This is a genomic window from Streptomyces sp. SS7, assembly GCF_037993025.1.
Taxonomy (GTDB): domain Bacteria; phylum Actinomycetota; class Actinomycetes; order Streptomycetales; family Streptomycetaceae; genus Streptomyces.
Genome location: NZ_CP141223.1, coordinates 1,636,262 through 1,655,476 on the forward strand (window position 1 = coordinate 1,636,262; position 19,215 = coordinate 1,655,476).

Genomic DNA, 19,215 nt, shown 5'->3' on the forward strand with positions numbered 1-19,215 from the left:
GGGGCGCTGCGAGCCTCCACGAGCGGCCCGCAGCGCCCCCTTTCCATGCCCCGCCCCCGTCCAGGGGCTACCGGGGTACGACGGTGCCGAACCGGATGTCGTACGGCGTCCCCGGGTGCAGCACCCGCAGCATGCGCTCCGCCTCCGCGGTCACCGCCGCCCGCTGGTCGCGGGTGAGCCGCCCGAACGGCTCGATGACGAGGGCGTCCTCGGCCGGCTTCCACAGGCCCGCGAGGAAGCCGTCGACGAGGAGGGTGCGATACGCCTGATTGCCCTGCCAGGCGCGGCCGTGCAGGGCGGGCGGGACCACCCGGGTGCGGTCGGCGTGCGAGAGCAGCAGGTTGTCGAACTCGGGGAGGAAGCGGGGCGGGGCGGGGGTGTCGGGGTCGGGGCGCGGGGCGTCCGGGAGGTCGAAGAGCTCGGTGCCGCGCTCGTCCCGGAAGGTGAGGAGCGCGGGCCGCAGGCGTTCGAAGGCCGGACGCAGCCGGGTGAGTCCGGCCCAGGTCTGCATGTCCCGGACGGACGCGGGGCCGAAGGCGGCGAGGTAGCGCCGGACGACGGTCTCCGGGGCGGCCGGCTCCTGCGCGCGCCGGCCGAGCCAGTGCTCGGCGGTGGTGAGGGCGACCTGTCCGCTCCTGCCCCACAGTCCGCGCGGGGTGACCTGGACGAGGGGCAGCCGGCAGCGGGCGGCGACGGCCAGGGACTGCGCGTCGGCCTCCGGCCACTCGGCGGAGAGGGCCTCGCGCAGCTGCTTCATGGTGCGCGGCTCGGCCTCGACGAGCTCCCGGGCGAGGACGGCGAGCCGGTCGAGGTCGACGCCGGCGAGCCCGGTGCGGAAGAGGGTCAGCTCGCGGTCCCGGGCGGGCTGGACGAACGGCCGCAGGGTGAGGCAGTCCTCGGCGGTATGGGTGTGGACGGTCGAGCGCAGGGTGACGATCCGGACCACGTCGCGGTCCGCCATCAGCGCCGACAGCCGTTCGGGGGCGAAGCCCTCCAGCCGCGCGGCGAGGGCGTGGTACGGCGGCCGCACGTTCTGCGCCTGGAGTCCCAGCAGGTGCTCGACGGCCGCCCCCACCGGCAGCGCGGCGGGCCGCAGGAGGAGCTGCCGGTGGAGGGTCGCGCGGTTGAGGGCGCGGGCGGAGAGCACGGGGCCGGTGTTCGTCATGGAGGGCAAGCTAGTGCCGTGACCGGAAAGGTTCACCGGCTCGCGACGCCCGGCACGGCACCTCGCCGCGTTGTCGCATCACCCGAGTACACCCCGTACGCGGGCGACGCTCCGCCTTGCGATGCACCGCACCGGACGCCGCGAGCTTCCCGGCAAACCTTGCCGGTCACGGCACCAGCCGGGAAAGAGGACAGTTCCTGTCCTCACCCGCCGCCCCGCGCAGCCGGGGCCGGGTCCCGGGCCGTCGTCCCGGGCGCCGTGGGTCCCGTATATCCTGCGCTGTGATCACGCGGACGTAGGCTCGACCCCCGCGACCGGAAGGCAGCCGCGATGCCCGAGCGCCCCCGTACCCGCAGGTCCGTCTGGCGCCGTACCGCGCCGCCGCCCGAGCCGCCCCGGCCGGGTCCGCCGGACCCCGAGCCGCCGGAGCACGGCGAGGTCGCCAGTGTGGTGCAGGCGGTGCTCTACCGCGACGGCGTCCGGGTGTACGCCCCGGCCGGGCTGGCGGAGACCTACCGGGCGCTGCGCGAGCAGCCGGCCGGTATGGCGTGGATCGGGCTGGCCCGCCCCACCGAGGGCGAACTGCACTCGCTGGCGGCCGAGTTCGGCCTGCATCCGCTGGCGGTCGAGGACGCCAAGGAGGCACACCAGCGGCCGAAACTGGAGCGCTACGGCGACACCCTCTTCGTCGTGCTGCGGGCCGCCCGCTACCTGGACGCGCCCGAGGAGATCGACTTCGCCGAGCTGCACCTCTTCGTCGGCCCGGACTTCGTCATCACGGTCCGGCACGGCGCGGCGCCGGACCTGTCGGCGGTCCGCCGGCGCATGGAGGACAGTCCGGACCTGCTGAAGCTCGGGCCCGAGGCGGTCCTGTACGCCATACTCGACGCGGTCGTCGACGGCTACGCGCCGGTCGTGTCGGGCGTGCAGAACGACATCGACGAGATCGAGACGGAGGTCTTCCGGGGTGATCCGGAGGTGTCCCGCCGGATCTACGAACTCTCCCGCGAGATGGTCGAGTTCCAGCGCGCGACCCGTCCGCTGGTGGGCATGCTGCACGGCCTGATGGCCGGCTTCTCCAAGTACGGCACCGACGACGAACTCCAGCGCTACCTCCGCGACGTGGCCGACCACGTCACCCACACCAGCGAGCGCGTCGACGGCTTCCGCCAGGCCCTCACCGAGATCCTCACCGTCAACGCCACGCTCGTCACCCAGCAGCAGAACGCGGAGATGCGGGCGTTGGCGGAAGCGGGGTTCGAACAGAACGAGGAGATCAAGAAGATCTCGTCCTGGGCGGCGATCCTGTTCGCTCCGACGCTGGTCGGGACGATCTACGGGATGAACTTCAGCCGTATGCCGGAGCTGCGCTGGGCCCTCGGCTACCCCTTCGCGATCGTCCTGATGGCGGTCGTCTGCACCACCCTGTACTTCGTCTTCAAGCGCAAGGACTGGCTCTGAGCGGCGCGGGCAGGCCGAAAAGACAGCCCCGGCAGGGTGTTTTGAGCCTTTTTGTACATGATCTTCAGACACCTTGATCCACTCTGAGTGATCACGCCGGAACCCACCGCCACCCCCGGTGACCGGCCACGGAGCACCCGGACACGCCGCGACAACGGGAAAGCGATCAAGTCTCAAAGGTTGAGCACAAAATACACACATCCTCTCTTCATACCGGCCTTCATGGTCTAGATTGACCGTGCTTCAGCTGTTCGGAGACGAGGCGACCAGTAATGATCAATAGGTCCTGCGCTACGGAAAACCAGCAGTCGCGTCCCCGGCGTCAAGCGTGGGGATGATCAATTCGTAAGCCCGGCACGGGACTTGGGATGCGGGGAGCATCCGGGGTGCCGACGGGTTCCACACACCCCGAGCGTCCGGCGGGACCAGCGAGTCCTCTGCCACCGGGGTGAGTCCAAGCAGCTCTGAGACAGCCGCGGTGCCATGCGCGGGAGGCGGGGGCCTCTCACCGGGATCGACGGCACGGCGCGGGGGCGGGGGCCCCGGAGGGGAGACACGGGAGGCGGGGGCCTCCTGTGGGGGGAGCAACGGGAGCAACAGTGTTGGACGAACACGTCGAACCACTGGGGACCTGGGGGGTTCTGTGCGGCAAGGGGGACTTGTCAGCCCGTTCACGTCCGCGCGCGGACGTCTGGCGAACGGAGCAATCAGCCGGCCCGCGGTCGACTGGGAGCAGCGGTACCGCCGTACCGTGATCACCAGTGACACCGTGGCCACCGCCTGTGTGGTGGCGGCGATCGGCAACTTCTTCGGGGCCCGCGACGCGGCCAACTGGCACGAGAAATGGGGGATTCTCGCCTTCGGCACCGAACTGCTGGTGCTGGCGTCGCTCGCCGTGAGCCGTGCGTGGGCGCCGGCCGTGCTCGGCCAGGGCGCCGAGGAGTTCCGCCGGCTCGGGCGCTCGCTGTTCGGGGCGACCGTCGTGCTGGCGCTCGGCGGGATCGCCCTGACCTCGCGCAACATCAAACTCTGGATCTTCGTCGCGATCCCCGCGATCGCGCTGGTCACCATGACCGTGCGGTACCTGCTGCGCCTCTCGCTGCACAAGCAGCGCAAGGACGGGCAGTGTCTGCGGCCGGTGCTCGCCGCCGGGAGCCCGGACACCGTGCACGACCTGATCACCCGGACCCGCAAGTTCCCGCACCTCGGCTGGCGGGTGGACGCGGTGTGCACGACGGAGGGTCCCGGGGTCGACGGTGACCTGCTGGACGGTGTGCCGGTCGTCGGCCGGCTGGGGGACGTCGCCAAGCACGTCCACGGCGACGGCTACCGGGTCGTCGCGGTCACCCCGGACCCGCACTGGTCACCGCGGCGGCTCCAGCGGCTGGCCTGGAACCTCGAAGGCACCGACGCCGAGATGGTCGTGGCCCCCGTGCTGATGGAGGTCGCCGGACCGCGGCTGCACGTCGACGCGGTGCTCGGCATACCGCTGCTGCGGGTCAGCATGCCGACCTTCACGGGAGGCCGCCGGGCCGTGAAGATGGTCGTCGACCGGATGGGCGCGGCGATCCTGCTGCTGCTGTTCGCACCGCTGATGGTGTGCGTCGGGCTGCTCGTGCTGATGGACAGCCGCGGCGGGGCGTTCTACCGCCAGCGCCGGGTCGGCAAGGACGGCCGCGAGTTCACCATCCTCAAGTTCCGCACCATGGTCGCCGGGGCGGACGGGGCACGGGCCCAGCTCGCCGAACTCAACGAGGGCGCGGGCCCCTTGTTCAAGCTCCGCCGGGACCCACGGGTGACCCGGGTGGGAGCGGTGCTGCGCCGGTACTCGATCGACGAGCTGCCGCAGCTGTTCAACGTCCTGACCGGATCGATGTCGCTCGTCGGTCCGCGGCCCCCGCTGCCGGAGGAGTCCGCCGCGTACGGCCCGGACATCCGGCGGCGGCTGCTGGTCAAACCGGGACTCACCGGCCTGTGGCAGATCAGCGGACGCAGCGATCTGTCCTGGGAGGAGGCGGTCCGGCTGGACCTGCGGTACGTGGAGGACTGGTCGCTCGCCCTGGACACGGTGATCTTGTGGAAGACACTGCGTGCGGTGCTCTACGGGCAGGGGGCCTACTGATGCGCGGGAATCGTCGTCCGGCCGGCAGGCCGGCGGCAGGCCCTGAGTGCCTGCCCTGGGGGAGGAACGAGTCATGAAGGTCAGCGTTTTCGGGCTCGGCTACGTGGGCTGCGTGTCGGCCGCGTGCCTGGCCAGCATGGGGCACGAGGTCATCGGGGTCGACGTCAACCAGGTGAAGGTCGACCTGGTCAACGACGGCAAGGCCCCGGTGGTCGAGGAGCGGATCGGCGAGCTCATCGCCGACGTCGTGCGGACCGGCGCGCTGCGCGCCACCGGCGACGTCCGCGAGGCGGTCATGGACAGCGAGGTGTCGCTGGTCTGCGTGGGCACCCCGTCGGAGCCCAACGGCAGCCTGTGCACCACCTACTTGGAGCGGGTCACCGAGCAGATCGGCGCGGCACTGGCCGAGCGCGGTGGACGGCACACCGTCGTGTTCCGCAGCACCATGCTCCCGGGCACCTGTCTGAACCTGCTGGTGCCCATCCTGGAGAAGTACGTCGGCGGCACGGCCGGCGTGGACATCGGCGTGGCGGTCAACCCGGAGTTCCTGCGCGAGGGCACCAGCGTGCGGGACTTCTTCGACCCGCCCAAGACCGTCGTCGGCGAACTCGACGCGGCCAGCGGCGACACCGTGCTGGCGCTGTACGACGGCCTGCCCGGCGAGGTGTTCCGGGTGCCGATCCCGACGGCCGAGGCGATCAAGTACGCGGACAACGCCTTCCACGGCCTGAAGATCGGCTTCGCGAACGAACTGGGCGCGGTGTGCCAGGCGCTCGGGGTGGACTCGCACCAGGTGATGGACGTGTTCCTGGCCGACCGCAAACTGAACATCAGCCCCGCCTATCTGCGGCCCGGCTTCGCCTTCGGCGGCTCCTGCCTGCCCAAGGACCTGCGCAGCCTGGTCCACGCGGCACAGCGGGCCGACGTCTCGGTGCCCATCCTGTCGCACGTGCTGCCCTCCAACTCCGACCATCTGCAACGCGCGGTGGAGCTGGTCGAGCGCACCGGCAAACGCCGGGCGGGCCTGTTCGGGCTGTCCTTCAAACCCGGCACCGACGACCTGCGCGAGAGCCCGCTCGTAGAACTCGCGGAGCGGCTCTTCGGCAAGGGGTACGACCTGAAGATCTACGACGCCCATGTGAGCCTCTCCCGGCTGCTCGGCGCCAACCGCGAGTACATCGAGACCCGGCTGCCGCACCTCGCGCAGCTCCTCGCGGACTCCGTCGAGGAGGTGCTCGACCACGCCGAGGTGTGCCTGGTCGGGACCAGGGACCCGGACGTGCTGGCGGCGCTCCCCCATGGCGGGAGCCCCGTGATCGTCGACCTCATCCGCCTTCCCGACGCCGACGTGCGCCGGGCCGAACCGGGGTACGTGGGCCTTGCTTGGTGACACGACCGGGGGCGAGCGGCCGGGCCGGCGCGCGCTGATCCTGGTGGAGAACCTGTCGGTGCCGTTCGACCGGCGGGTGTGGCAGGAGTGCACGACCCTGCGCGACGCGGGCTGGACGGTGGACGTCATCTGCCCCCGCGGGACCAGACGGGACACCGAGGCGGAGGCGGAGATCGACGGGGTGCGGATCCACCGCTACCCGCTGCGCGCCGCGACCGGAGGGCCCGCCGGGTACGTGCGGGAGTACGGCTCGGCGTTGTGGCACACGCTCCGGCTGGCCCGCAAGGTCGGCCCGGTCGACGTGGTGCACGCCTGCAACCCGCCCGACCTGCTGTTCCTGCCAGCGCTGTGGCTGAAGCGGCGGGGCGCGCGGTTCGTCTTCGACCAGCACGACCTGGTGCCCGAGCTGTACCTGTCCCGGTTCGACCGCGGCCAGGACCTGCTCTACCGCGGGGTGTGCGCGCTGGAACGGATGACCTACCGGGCCGCCGACGTCGTGCTCGCCACCAACGAGAGCTACCGCGACGTCGCGGTGCGCCGTGGCGGACGCCGGCCGGAGGACGTCTTCGTGGTGCGCAGCGCACCCGACATCGACCGCTTCCACCCCGTGCCTCCGGAGCCGGAGCTCAAGCGCGGCAAGCCCCATCTGCTGTGCTACCTGGGCGTCATGGGCCCGCAGGACGGAGTCGACTACGCCCTGCGCGCCCTGGCCAAGCTCCGCGACGAGGTGGGGCGGACCGACTGGCACGCGGTGTTCGTCGGGGCCGGCGACACCTTCGACGCGATGGTGGAGCTGTCCCGGCGGCTCGGGCTCGCGGAGCAGGTGGAGTTCACCGGGCGCATCCCGGACGCCGACCTGGTGCGCTACCTGTCCACCGCGGACGTGTGCCTCTCCCCCGACCCGCACAACCCGCTCAACGACGTGTCGACCATGAACAAGGTCCTGGAGTACATGGTGATGGGCCGGCCGCTCGTCTCCTTCGACCTCCGGGAGGCGCGGGTCTCCGCCGGTGACGCGGCCGTCTACGCCCCCGCCAACGACGAGAGCGCGTTCGCCGCGCTCGTCGCGCGGCTGCTGGACGACCCGGAGAAGCGGGCCCTGATGGGCAAGATCGGCCAGGAGCGGATCAGCGGACCGCTGTCCTGGCGCAACTCACAGCGCTCACTGCTCGCCGCCTACGCCGCCGCGTGCCGGGACCGCACTCCGGTGACGGCACGTGACCCGGATCCGGCAGGGGAAGGCCGCACCATTGAGCGATGACACCATACGCCTGGTCACGATCGGGCGGATCGTCCGTCGGCGCTGGCGGCTGCTCACCCTCCTCGCCCTGGTGGGTGCGCTCGTCGGCTACGGCGCCTCCGTGCTGTTCCCGCCGCGCTACACGACCTCGGCGTCGGTGCTGCTGCCGGGGACGTGGGAGGAGCGCGAGCTGCTGACGCAGACGGAGGTGGCGACCAGTTCGGTGGTGGTCGACCGCGCGGCCGCCACCCTCGGCTGGACCGGGGTGAGCGGCAACGACCTGCGCAAGCAGGTCAGCGCCAAGGCCACCGACGGGAACATCATCAAGATCACCGGTACGGCGGAGACGCCGGAGCGCGCCCAGCGGCTCTCCGACCAGGTGGCCAAGGAGTTCGTCTCCTACGCCACGCGGATCGCGGCCGAGAGCGCCGACCCCGAGGCGGCGCAGGAACTGGCCGCGCTGCAGAAGTCGGTGGAGGACACCAGCCGCCGGATCAGCAGGCTGGCGAACGCGGCCGACCCGGGACAGACCGTGGAGAGCGTGCAGACCCGCACCGAGCTGGAGAAGCTGCGCACCGCGCTGCGCGAGGCCATCAACACGCTGGAGCAGGCCGATCCGGCCGAGGACCAGGCGAAGAACATGGTCGTCATGGGGTCGGCGGCCCGGCCGACCGGCGAGGCACCGCCGACGAGGACACAGCTGATCGCGGGCGGAGCACTGCTGTTCTTCCTGTGCGCCGTCATCGGGCATCTCACCGCCGCGCGGATGAGCCGCCGGCTGCGCGGCGAACAGGAGATCACCGCGGCGCTGGGCGCGGCGCTGCTGGGCACGGTCGACGTCCCCGTCGAACGGCGCGCGCAGCGGCCGGACGGCCGGGGCCCGCGCTGGCTCCGCCGGCTGCTGGGCCTCGACGTGCGGTGGGACCTCCCGGCCCCGCAGAGCTCGGGCGACGAGGCCAGCAGGCAGATCCGCTACCGGCGGGTGTGCTCCCGGCTGCGGGACCAGCAGCCGGCCCCGCGGCGGCTGCTGGTCGTCTTCCCCGAGGGGGACGAGAGCGCCCGCCGGGCCGCCGGACAGCTCGCCGTCGAGGCCGGGGGCGATCCGCTGCTGCGCGCGGTGGCGGTCTCGGTGTCCCGGCCGATGGTGCCGGACCGCGACCACGAGTCCGGTGCCCTGGTCGTGGTCAGCGCCGGCAGCTGGACCGCCGGGGAGCTCTCCGGCATCGCCGAGGCGTGCGCGGACGCCAAGCACGCGGTCGTCGGCATCGTGCTCGCCGGTCCGGTCCGGGCGACGCGGTCGGCCGAGCGACCCCGGCGTGCCGCCGTACCGGCGCTCGCGGAGTTCGACGGCGAACTGGACGACGCGACGGGGGTCACAGGGTGACGACGAGTACGGCAGCGGAGTCGTCGGCCGCCGCTCCGCTGATCGATCTGCAGGTCCTGGTGGCCGCGGTGCGCAGACGGCGCCGCCTGTGGTGCTCCCTGGCGCTGCTGGGGCTGCTCGCCGGCTCGGCGGTGGCGTTCCTGCTGCCGCCACCGCCGACCGCGGTGACGAAGGTGCTGGTGGCGCACGAGGAGGACCAGCCGAACGACCCGGGAACGCTGATCCGCACCGATGTCGCGCTGCTGCAGACCACCCGGATCGCCGACCAGGCCCTCGGGTCCCTCGGGTCGCAGGAGAAGGCCGAGGACTTCATGAAGGACTACAGCGGCCTCGGACTGACCAACAACGTGCTGCAGATCACCGTGACCGGGGCCAGCGACGCGGAGGCGGTGGCTCGCGCCAGGGCGCTCGCCGACGCGTTCGTCGCCGACCACGTGCGGCGGATCCAGGAGTCCGCGCACGCCGAGGCCAAGGCCCTGCTCGACCAGCGTGACCAGCTCAAGGACCAACTGGCCCAGGTCAACAAGGCGATCGGGGACGGCAGCGGGGAGAGCGGGCCGGAGTCGTCGGCGGACCTGGAGTCGCTCTACGCGCGCCGGGCCGAACTCACCTCGCAGATCACCGATTTCGGCCAGCGCGCCGCGGAGGCGAGCATCGGCACGCCGCGGCTCGTCGCCGGCACGCAGATCGTGGACTCCCCGCAGCTGGTGCGGCGGTCCCTGCCCAGGACGGCGGCCACCGACGCCGGGATCGGGGCCTTCCTCGGGCTCTTCCTCGGGCTCGCGGCGGCCGCGGTCGGCGCGGTGGTGGCGGACCGTCCCGTGCTGCGCCGGGAGATCGCCGCGCACCTCGGCGCCTCGGTCATCGCCGAACTGCCGCACCGGCCGGGCGGGCGATGGCAGCGCCGCCGGGTCCGCTCGGCCCGCGAACGGCTCACCACGTCCCTGGCCCGCGCCGTGCGCGCCGCCGCGGAACCCGTGTCACTGCTGGAACTGGGCTGCGCGCGCAACACCTGCGTGATCGCGCTGGACCTCGCGCGGGCCCTGGCCGCGGACGGCCCGCCGGTGGTCGTCGTCGACGGGCTGCCCGGACCGCAGCTCTCACGGCGCCGTCCGAAGCCGGGCGACCCCACCGTCGTCGGCGGCGAGTCCGCCGCGGCCGCGTCGCCCCAGGAGCGCCGGCTCGGCGTCGGCTCGGTGGCGCCCGGCACGGCGTGGACCGACCTGCAGTACCTCGGCACCCGGACCGTGCTCGTCGTGCGGGCCGGACACGGCAGCACCGCGTGGCTGCACACCGTGGCGCGGCAGCTCGCGGACCAGCGCATCCCGGTGATCGGTGTGGTGCTGATCGACCCCGATCCCCGTGACCGCACCGACGGCACGCTGTGGGACGGGCTGCACACCGCGTTGCGCGGCCAGAGCGAGCGGCCGGCCCGGCCGAAGGGGACGGTTCCCCGGCGGTCGGAACGGCTGCCCCTGTGGGCGGCGCGGGTCCCGGACAGCGACCAGGAGGCTCAGTAGGACATGTGTGGCATCGCAGGAGCTTACCGATGGCCGGACGGGAAGGCGGTGACCGACCGGCTCACCGACACCCTCGCCCACCGCGGTCCGGACGGGGCGGGCCGCTACAGCCACCCCCTCGGCGACGGCGAGGTGCACCTCGGGCACCGCCGGCTCGCCATCATCGACCTCTCGGAGACCGGCGCCCAGCCGATGGCCTCGGACGGTCTCGTCCTGACGTACAACGGCGAGCTGTACAACGCGCCCGAGCTGCGTGCCGAGCTGGAGGGCGCCGGGGTGCGCTTCCGCGGGACCTCCGACACCGAGGTGCTCCTGGAGGCCTGGCGGCGCTGGGGCACGGACTGTCTGCCCCGGCTGCGCGGCATGTTCGCGTTCGGGATCTTCGACGAGCGCACCGGCGAGCTGGTGCTCGCCCGCGACCAGCTCGGTATCAAGCCGCTGTTCCTGCTCCGGCGCGGCGAGGGTGTGCTGTTCGCCTCCGAGCTGAAGGCGCTGGCCGCCGTGACGGGCGGGTCGTTGCAGGTGGACCCCGCGGCGCTGGTGGCCTCGCTGCTCTACTACTGGGTGCCGGACTCCCGGTGCGCGTTCCGCGAGGCGGAGAAGCTGCCGCCGGGGAGCTGGCTGCGGCTGCGGCCCGACGGCCGGGTGGAGCGCGGCCGGTACTGGAACCTGCGGGACGTCGCCGCCGAGGGCCGGGAGCGGGCCCGCAGCGGTGAACTCCCGGACGTCGCGGCCGTCGTCGAGGAGTCGACCCGGCGCCATCTGCTCTCCGACGTGCCCGTGGCGACCTTCCTCTCCGGCGGTCTCGACTCCAGCTACCTGACCGCGCTGGCGGCCCGGGACCGGCCCGGGATCTCCGCCTACACGATCGGGTTCCGCGCCGAGGACGCCAGATTCGAGGCGATGCCGGACGACCTGCGGTACGCCCGGCAGGTGGCCGAGCGGTTCGGCGTCGACCTGCACGAGATCGAGATCGCTCCGGACGTGCTGGACCTGCTGCCGCGGATGACGCACCACCTGGACGAGCCGATCGGCGACCCCGCCGCGATCAACACGTTCCTGATCTGCTCGGCCGCCCGCGAGGCCGGGGTGAAGGTGCTGCTCTCCGGGATGGGCGCCGACGAGCTGTTCGCCGGGTACCGCAAGCACCTCGCCAACAAGATCGCGCTGCGCTACCAGCGCGTCCCGCGTCCGCTGCGGCGCGGACTGTCCTCGGCCGTGGACCGGCTGCCGGTGGCCTCGGCGCGCCGGGGGTACCGGTCGGTGCGCTTCGCCAAGCGGTTCCTCTCCTTCGCCGATCTGCCGGAGGAGACCGCGTTCCGGCGCAGCTACACGATGTACGACCAGGAGGAGCTGCTGGCCCTGATCGATCCGGACCTGGCCGGGACGGTGGAGGACGTCCTGACCGAGCACGCGGACGTGTACGAGGACAACGACCTCGACGACTTCGTCAACCGCATGTGCCTGGGTGACGCCCGGATGTTCCTGCCGGGCCTGAACCTCGCCTACACGGACCGGTCGAGCATGGCCGCCTCGACCGAGGTGCGGGTGCCGTACGTGGACGTCGAGGTGGTGCGGGCGGCGTTCGCCGTGCCCGGCGACCGCAAGATCGTCGGACGGCAGGGCAAGGCCGTGCTGAAGGAGGCGGCCTGCTCGGTCCTGCCCCGGGAGATCGTGTACCGGCCCAAAGGCCTGTTCAGCGCCCCGCTGCGGGCCTGGATGAGCCGGGATCTCGCGCCGCTGGTGCGCGAGGTGGTCGACAACGGCGAGCTGGTCCGTTCCGGGCTGCTGCGCCGCGACGCGCTGGCGCGCATGGTCGCCGAGGACGCCGCCGGGCAGCGGGACTTCTCCAAACATCTGTGGCATGTGCTGACCCTCGAGTACTGGTATCGCGGCGCGACCTCCGGGGCCGGCCAGGACTCTCCCGTGACGGCGTAGAGACAAGAGGACTTCGGGTGAAACAGGTCGTACAGAACTACAAGAGCGGCGAGCTGGCCCTGCTCGACGTGCCGGTGCCGGGGTGCAAGCCGGGCGGGGTGCTGGTGCGCAGCGCCTACTCGCTGATCTCCACCGGGACCGAGCTGATGAAGGTCTCCGAGGCCGGCATGTCGATGCTGGGCAAGGCCCGTTCCCGGCCGGACCAGGTGGCCAAGGTCGTGCAGAGCGTGGCCACCAACGGGGTGCCGGCCACCTACCGCAAGGTGATGGGCAAGCTGGACTCCTACACACCGCTGGGCTACTCGCTGTGCGGGGTGGTGGAGGAGGTCGGCACGGGGATCGACGACGTGAAGGTCGGCGACCTGGTGGCCTGCGCGGGCAACGAGCACGCGCTGCACGCCGAGCTGAACTGGGTGCCGAGGAACCTCTACACCCGGGTCCCGGACGGCCTCGATCCGCGCCACGCGGCCTTCGGCACCGTCGGGTCGATCGCACTGCAGGGCGTCCGCCAGGGCGAGTCACGGCTCGGCGAGGTGGCGCTGGTCATCGGCCTCGGGCTGATCGGACAGCTGGTGGTGCAGCTGCTGACCGCCTCGGGGGTCCGTGTCGTCGGGGCCGACCCCGACCCCGCGCGCTGCGAGCTGGCCGAGCGTCTGGGCGCGGCGGCCTGCGGCGATCCCGCCTCCTCGGCCGTGGAGAACGCCGTCGCCGAACTCACCGGTGGTCACGGCGTCGACCAGGTCTATCTGGCCGCCGGCGGCGGCAGCAACCAGCCCGTCGAGCTGGCCGCCCGGCTGAGCCGGGACCGCGGCCGGGTCGTCGACATCGGCAAGTGCCGTCTGGACCTGCCGTGGAACGCGTACTACGAGAAGGAACTGGACGTCCGCTTCTCCCGCTCCTACGGTCCCGGGCGCTACGACCCCTCGTACGAACTGGAGGGGCGGGACTACCCGATCGGCTACGTGCGCTGGACCGAGCGCCGCAACCTGGCGTGCTTCCTCGATCTCCTCGCCCTCGGCCGGGTCGACGTGGAGCCGCTGATCTCCCACATCGCCGACTTCGACGACGCCGTCGAGACGTACGGGCGGCTGAAGGAGGGCGAACTGAAGGCGGTGGCCGTGCTGTTCCGGTACCCCGGGCACACCGCCGAGGCCGGGGCCCCGGCGGTGACGGTGCCCGCCGTGCCCGCGGTGACCGGGAAGCCCGCACCGGTGCGGGCCGCCGGGAGGCCGGTGCGGCTGGCGTTCGTCGGCGCGGGGAACTACGCGACGTCGATGCTGCTGCCGCACCTGGCGGGACGCGAGGGTGTCGAGCTGTCGACGGTCGTCACCACGACGGCGCTGTCCGCGGCCAACGCGCAGCGCAAGTTCGGCTTCGCCGGCGCGACCACCGATCTCGACGCCGTCCTCGGCGACGGGTCGGTCGACGCCGTCTTCGTGGTGACCCGGCACAGCTCGCACGCCGAACTGACCCGCAAGGCGCTGCTGGCGGGCAAGACGGTCTTCGTGGAGAAGCCCCTCGCGCTGACCGAGGACGAACTGGCCGGTGTGCTCGCGGCGGTGGAGGAGTCCGGCAACGACCGGCTGCAGGTGGGCTTCAACCGCCGGTTCGCACCGCTCCTGGTGGAGGCCCGCAAGGAGTTCGGCGCCCGGACCGGGCCGGCGAGCCTGCGCTACCTGGTGAACGCGGGACGGCTGGAGCACGGCAGCTGGTACCTGCACCAGGGCACCGAGGGCTCGCGGTTCGCCGGTGAGGGCGGCCACTTCATCGACACGGCGAGCTGGCTGCTGGGAGCGGACCCGGTCTCGGTGTACGCGGTCGCCACCCCCGGGGCCGAGGACCTCCAGGTCCTGCTGCGCTACCCGGACGGTTCCACCGCCACGATCAGCTACGTCACCACCGGCTCGCCCGGCTTCCCCAAGGAGACCCTGGACCTCGTCGCGGACGGCAAGGTGCTGCGGCTGGACGACTTCGTGCGCGCCTCGGTCCACAGCCGTAAGCGGTGGGTCAGTTCGCGGCTGCCCAAGGCCCGGGACAAGGGCCAGGCCGCCGAACTGGCCGCGTTCGTCAGGGCCGTGCGGACCGGCGGGCCGATGCCCGTGCCGCTGGAGTCGCTGGTCGCCACCACGGCGGCCACCCTCGCCGTGCCGGCCGGCCTGGCCGCCGGCGTGCCGGTGACGCTGGCGGGGGCGCGATGAGCATGAGCGCGGGCTGGTACCTGCGGCGGCTGTCCCGGATGGGGCCGCGCGAGGTCGGCGGCCGGGTGACCGACGCGGTGCGCAGGCGCCGGTGGCGCTCGGCTCCGCCGGCCGGCCCGGGCGAGACCGGCGACGCCCTGTTCACCGCCGTCCTGCCCGCGGGGACCCTCGCGTCGGTGCCGCCGGACGCCGCGAAGCGCCTCGTCGCCGAGGCGGACCGGCTGATGGAGGGGCACGCCGAGTTCTTCGGGGTGGTCCGCGACGACCTGGCCGACCCGGACTGGTGGTACGACCCGAAGACCGGGCGCCGGGCGCCGGCGGGCTACGCCTTCGACGTGCCGTACCGCGACGAGGACGCGGTCGGGGACATCAAGCAGATCTGGGAGCCCTCCCGGCACCAGTACCTCACCCGGCTCGCCGCCGCCTACGCGCTCACCGGGGACGAGCGGTACGCCGAGCGGGTGGCCGCGCACCTGCGGTCGTGGTGGGCGGCCAACCCGCCGCTGCGCGGGGTGCACTGGACCAGCGGCATCGAGCTGGGCATCCGGCTGCTGTCCTGGGTGTGGATCCGCCGGCTGCTCGACGGCTGGGCGGGCGCGTCCGCCCTGTTCGAGGAGAACCCGGTGGCGCGGGAGCAGATCTGGCAGCACCAGCGCTGGCTGGCCGCCTTCCCCAGCCGGGGGTCGTCGGCGAACAACCACGTCATCGCCGAGGACGCCGGACAGTTCGCGGCGGCCTGCGCGTTCGGCTGGTTCCCCTCCTCGGCGCGCTGGCGGGCCGACGCGCTGCGCTCGCTGGAGCGGCAGCTGCGCGCCAACACCTTCCTCTCCGGTCTCAACCGTGAACTGGCCACCGAGTACCACGGGCTGGTGCTGGAACTGGGTCTCGCCGCGGTGGCCGAGGCGGACGCCGCCGGTGTGCCGGTCCCGGCGACCGTCCGGCTGGTGCTGCTGCGGATGACCGACGCGCTCGCGGCCGTCGTGGACAGCCGGCTGCGGCCGCCGCGTCAGGGGGACGCGGACGACGGGCACGGTCTGGTCGTGGACGGTACGGGCACCGACCGCTGGGGCTCGCTGCTGGCCACCGGGGACGCCGTCTTCGGCCGGCTCTCCTGGTGGCCGGAGGTGACCGGCACCGATGTGCGCACCCCGCTGCTGGCCGCGCTCATCCGGCCGTACGCGCAGGACGCGACCGCACCGGCCGTGACCCGCCCCGCGCAGCGGCCGGCCCATTTCGCCGACGCGGGCATGACGATCCTGCGGACCCCGCGGAGGACGGCGGACGCAGCGGAGGCGGCGGACAGAGCGGGGACTGCGGGGACGGCCGACCCGGCTGAGATCTGGTGCCGGTGCGACGGCGGTCCGCACGGGTTCCTGTCCATCGCCGCGCACGCCCACGCCGACGCGCTGTCCGTGGAGGTCCGGCACGACGGGGTCGACGTGCTCGCCGACCCCGGGACGTACTGCTACCACGGGCAGCCCGAGTGGCGGCGGTACTTCCGGTCGACCCTCGGCCACAACACCCTGGAGCTGGACGGCACCGACCAGTCCGTCTCCGGCGGCCCGTTCCTGTGGACCCGGCAGGCCCGCAGCCGCGTCCTGGTCGCGGACCCGGCCCGCTGGTGCGCCGAGCACGACGGCTACGAACCCTCCGTGCACCGGCGCCAGGTGGAGCTGACGGCCGCGAGCCGGGAGCTGAGGATCGTCGACGAGGTGCGCGGCCCGCGCCGGGCCGTGCGGCTGGCCTTCCACCTCGGCCCCGCGATCACCGCGGACCTGGCCGGCAACCGGGCGCGGCTCACCTGGACCCGGGACGGCGAGGACCGCGCCGCGGTGCTCGACCTGCCCGAGGGGCTGGAGTGGAGCGCGCACCGGGGCGGGAGCGAGCCGCCGCTGGGCTGGTACTCCGCCGGCTTCGGACGCAGGGAACCCGCCACCGTGCTGGTCGGCACCGGCTTCGCCGTCGGCACACAGGGGTTCACCACCGTACTCGGGTTCCACGGTTAGGCAGGGGGGAGGACGCGTGGGGAGCACGTGGCGACGCCGGGCCTGGCCGGCGGCACCGCTGGTGCTGGCGCTGCTGGCGGCGACCGGCTGTGACAGCGGTACGACGGACGCGGCGCCGAAGCCGACCTCCGCGCCCTCCGGATCGGTGGCCCGGGTGTGCGCCAAGCCCCCGGCCGGGCCGGCGAAGGCGCCGGCGGGCGCGGTGACGGTCGACCCGGCGGTCCCCGGCGACCTGGCCGCGAAGACCGAGAGCAGTCCCCCGCACACCACCTTCTGGCTGCGACCCGGCAAGCACACGCTCCTGTCGGACCGCTACGACCAGGTGACCCCCAAGGAGGGGGACGTCTACCTCGGCGCACCGGGCGCGGTGCTCGACGGCCGCGGCAGCAACCAGTACGCGTTCGGCGGCACCGCCCCCGACGTCACGATCCGCTACCTGACCGTGCAGGGGTTCGCCGCACCCCGTGACGAGGGCGTGGTCAATCACGACTCGGCCGACGGCTGGGTGGTCGAGCACGCGACGATCCGGAAGAACTCCGGCGCCGGGCTGATGGCCGGCGCCCGCCAGCAGGTCCGCGCCAGTTGCCTGCGCGACAACGGCCAGTACGGCATGAACGCCTACAAGGGCGGCGGCGCCCTGCGAGACCTGGTGGTCGAGGGCAACGAGATCGTGGGCAACAACACGGACGACTGGGAGCGGAAACGGCCGGACTGCGGCTGCACCGGAGGCGTCAAGTTCTGGGCCGTGAACGGTGCGGACGTACGCGGCAACTGGGTGCACGACAACCGCGGGACCGGGCTCTGGGCGGACACCAACAACAACGACTTCCTGATCGAGAACAACCTGATCGAGGACAACGACGGTGCCGCGCTGATCTACGAGATCAGCTACAACGCGGTCGTCCGGAACAACACGATCCGGCGGAACAACTGGGTCGAGGGCCGTGCCTACGCCGCCGCGGGCGACACCTTCCCCTTCGCCACCGTCTATGTGTCCGAGTCCGGCGGAGACCCTCGGGTCCGGGCCCGCACGGACAGGATCGACATCTATCGGAACGTGCTGGAGGACAACTGGTCCGGGATCACCCTGTGGGAGAACGCCGACCGGTTCTGCAACAGCCCGGCCAACACCTCCTCCGGCGACTGCACCCTGCTGGTGAAGAACACCCAGCGCTGTGTGCAACCGGCGATCGCCAAGGCGCCGCTGTACTCCGACTGCCGGTGGAAGACCCAACGCGTGGACATCCACGACAACCGTTTCGTGCTGGACAAGTCCGTCCTGCACTGCACGGTGAAGTGCGACCGGATGGCGGTGCTGTCCAACTACGGCACCTATCCGGACTGGTCGCCCTATCAGGGGGAGCGGGTGGCCGAGGCGATCACCGAACAGCAGCACAACCGCTGGCACGACAACGTCTACGTCGGCCCGTGGACCTTCGTCGTGCACGACGCGAGCCGGACGGTCGGCTTCAAGCAGTGGCGGGGCGCGCCGTACCGGCAGGACGCGGGCAGCACCCTGCGCGCAGGGGACGGTGGTTGAGATGGGTTCAGCGGACACCGGCACGGACCGCACGCCGAAGATCGTCGGTGCGGTCTGGGGGCTGCTCGTCCTCAACACCCTCGGCTCCGCCGGGGCGAGGACCATCGTCCCGCTGCCGCGCTCCCTCATCCAGATGGTCACCATGGGCTCGCTGGTCGCCGCGTTCGCGCTGGCACTGCTGGTCAACCCCCGGGTGCGGGTCCGGGCCAGCGCCTACGTCCTCCTGCTCACCCTGCTGCTGGTGCCGAGCCTGATCTCCAGCGTGACGCAGGGGGCCGGGTTCGGCGCGCTGTTCCGCTGCACCCGGCTGGCGCTCTTCGTCGGCACGCTGTGGCTGCTCAGCCGCTGGTGGGACGGCGGCACCACGTTCGTCCGGCACCACATCCGGATGTACTTCGCGGTGCTCGGCACGGTGGCCGTCGGTCTGGTCGTCTCACCGGGCGCCGCCCTTCCCGACCTCTACGGCGGGCGGCTGGTCGGCGCGGTGTGGCCGCTCACCCCGCCGCAGATCGGGCAGTACGCGGCGGTGATCATCGGGCTGACCGTGCTGCTCCTGCTGGGCCGCCGGACCGACCGTACCGGCGCGGCGGTGGTGATCCTGCCCTCCCTCGTCCTGCTCGCGCTGACCCACACCCGGACGGCGACGCTCGGCCTGATCATCGGGCTGGTGCTGGCGATCGGCTCGCTCGTCCTGACCAGCGCGGCCGCCCGCCGGTTCTTCACCTGGGCGGTGGTGTGCGCCGCGGTGGCCGCGGTGGGGTTCAGCTCCGCGCTCCAGGCGTGGTTCCTGCGCGGGCAGAGCCAGGAGAACTTCGCCAGCCTGACCGGCCGGGCCAAGGTGTGGCACGCGCTGCTGGCGGCGCCCCGGACGACCTCGCAGTACCTGTTCGGCACGGGCCTCGGCGACAAGTCGTTCGGCGGGCTGCCGATCGACAACAGCTGGCTGGCCGTCTACAACGAGCAGGGCGTCACCGGCATCGCCCTGGTGGCGGCCGTCATCCTCGTGCTGGGCGGCGTCGCGCTGCTGCGGCCGCCGTCGCTGTCGAGGGCCTGCGCGATCTTCCTGATCAGCTACTGCGCGATCGCGTCGTACACCGAGGCCGGACTGGGCGACGCCTCGCCGTACCTGCTCCATCTCGCCCTGGCCGCCTCACTGCTGGCGGCACCCGTCGAGGCCGCCCCCCTGACGGCGCCCGGCGTCCCCGGACCACGCGTCCCGCGCTGGGTCCAGCGATCGGAGGTGACCTGAGC

The 19,215-nt window shown here is 72.6% G+C and carries 12 protein-coding genes; 11 read left to right on the forward strand and 1 reads right to left on the reverse strand.

The features are described 5' to 3' along the window. Positions 1-67: 67 nt before the first annotated feature. A complete protein-coding gene (locus U5640_RS07420; protein WP_340374986.1) occupies positions 68-1,165 on the reverse strand; it encodes a winged helix DNA-binding domain-containing protein in 1,098 nt (365 codons plus the stop codon). A 330-nt stretch (positions 1,166-1,495) separates the two neighbouring features. Here U5640_RS07420 and U5640_RS07425 point away from each other — a divergent pair, with 330 nt between their 5' ends. The 11 genes from U5640_RS07425 (at position 1,496) to U5640_RS07475 (ending at position 19,213) form a co-directional block, all read left to right on the forward strand. Further along, positions 1,496-2,626 (forward strand): magnesium and cobalt transport protein CorA, encoded by a 1,131-nt coding sequence (locus U5640_RS07425; protein ID WP_340374987.1) that lies wholly within the window; start codon positions 1,496-1,498, stop codon positions 2,624-2,626. A 643-nt stretch (positions 2,627-3,269) separates the two neighbouring features. Beyond that, positions 3,270-4,748 (forward strand): sugar transferase, encoded by a 1,479-nt coding sequence (locus U5640_RS07430; RefSeq protein ID WP_340374988.1) that lies wholly within the window; start codon positions 3,270-3,272, stop codon positions 4,746-4,748. Between the two features lie 73 nt (positions 4,749-4,821). Next, positions 4,822-6,138, forward strand: a complete 1,317-nt coding sequence (locus tag U5640_RS07435; RefSeq protein WP_340374989.1) for a nucleotide sugar dehydrogenase — start codon at positions 4,822-4,824, stop codon at positions 6,136-6,138. After that, positions 6,128-7,399, forward strand: coding sequence for a glycosyltransferase family 4 protein (locus tag U5640_RS07440; RefSeq protein ID WP_340374990.1), 1,272 nt, complete (start codon positions 6,128-6,130; stop codon positions 7,397-7,399). Before U5640_RS07435 ends, U5640_RS07440 begins: the two co-directional genes overlap by 11 nt. After that, complete coding sequence (locus U5640_RS07445; RefSeq protein ID WP_340374991.1) at positions 7,389-8,762, forward strand: Wzz/FepE/Etk N-terminal domain-containing protein; 1,374 nt, start codon at positions 7,389-7,391, stop codon at positions 8,760-8,762. The genes U5640_RS07440 and U5640_RS07445 overlap by 11 nt, the downstream gene beginning before the upstream one ends. Then, positions 8,759-10,282, forward strand: a complete 1,524-nt coding sequence (locus U5640_RS07450; RefSeq protein ID WP_340374992.1) for a Wzz/FepE/Etk N-terminal domain-containing protein — start codon at positions 8,759-8,761, stop codon at positions 10,280-10,282. The genes U5640_RS07445 and U5640_RS07450 overlap by 4 nt, the downstream gene beginning before the upstream one ends. Before the next feature lie 3 nt (positions 10,283-10,285). Beyond that, positions 10,286-12,220 carry an asparagine synthase (glutamine-hydrolyzing) gene (gene asnB, locus U5640_RS07455; RefSeq protein WP_340374993.1) on the forward strand — a complete coding sequence of 645 codons (1,935 nt, stop codon included), beginning with the start codon at positions 10,286-10,288 and terminating at the stop codon, positions 12,218-12,220. A gap of 17 nt (positions 12,221-12,237) precedes the next feature. After that, positions 12,238-14,418, forward strand: coding sequence for a bi-domain-containing oxidoreductase (locus U5640_RS07460; RefSeq protein WP_340374994.1), 2,181 nt, complete (start codon positions 12,238-12,240; stop codon positions 14,416-14,418). Continuing rightward, a complete protein-coding gene (locus tag U5640_RS07465) occupies positions 14,415-16,424 on the forward strand; it encodes an alginate lyase family protein (protein ID WP_340374995.1) in 2,010 nt (669 codons plus the stop codon). The genes U5640_RS07460 and U5640_RS07465 overlap by 4 nt, the downstream gene beginning before the upstream one ends. 16 nt (positions 16,425-16,440) lie before the next feature. Next, positions 16,441-17,964 (forward strand): right-handed parallel beta-helix repeat-containing protein, encoded by a 1,524-nt coding sequence (locus tag U5640_RS07470; protein WP_340374996.1) that lies wholly within the window; start codon positions 16,441-16,443, stop codon positions 17,962-17,964. Position 17,965: 1 nt separating this feature from the next. Then, positions 17,966-19,213, forward strand: coding sequence for an O-antigen ligase domain-containing protein (locus U5640_RS07475; protein WP_340374997.1), 1,248 nt, complete (start codon positions 17,966-17,968; stop codon positions 19,211-19,213). Positions 19,214-19,215 lie beyond the last annotated feature (2 nt).

What these genes read in the sequence shown, in the direction of transcription:
- U5640_RS07475 (WP_340374997.1), top strand. Translation starts at nt 17,966, where the DNA reads ATGGGTTCAGCGGACACCGGCACGGACCGCACGCCGAAGATCGTCGGT.
- U5640_RS07420 (WP_340374986.1), bottom strand. Translation starts at nt 1,165, where the DNA reads ATGACGAACACCGGCCCCGTGCTCTCCGCCCGCGCCCTCAACCGCGCG.
- U5640_RS07425 (WP_340374987.1), top strand. Translation starts at nt 1,496, where the DNA reads ATGCCCGAGCGCCCCCGTACCCGCAGGTCCGTCTGGCGCCGTACCGCG.
- asnB (WP_340374993.1), top strand. Translation starts at nt 10,286, where the DNA reads ATGTGTGGCATCGCAGGAGCTTACCGATGGCCGGACGGGAAGGCGGTG.
- U5640_RS07435 (WP_340374989.1), top strand. Translation starts at nt 4,822, where the DNA reads ATGAAGGTCAGCGTTTTCGGGCTCGGCTACGTGGGCTGCGTGTCGGCC.
- U5640_RS07465 (WP_340374995.1), top strand. Translation starts at nt 14,415, where the DNA reads ATGAGCATGAGCGCGGGCTGGTACCTGCGGCGGCTGTCCCGGATGGGG.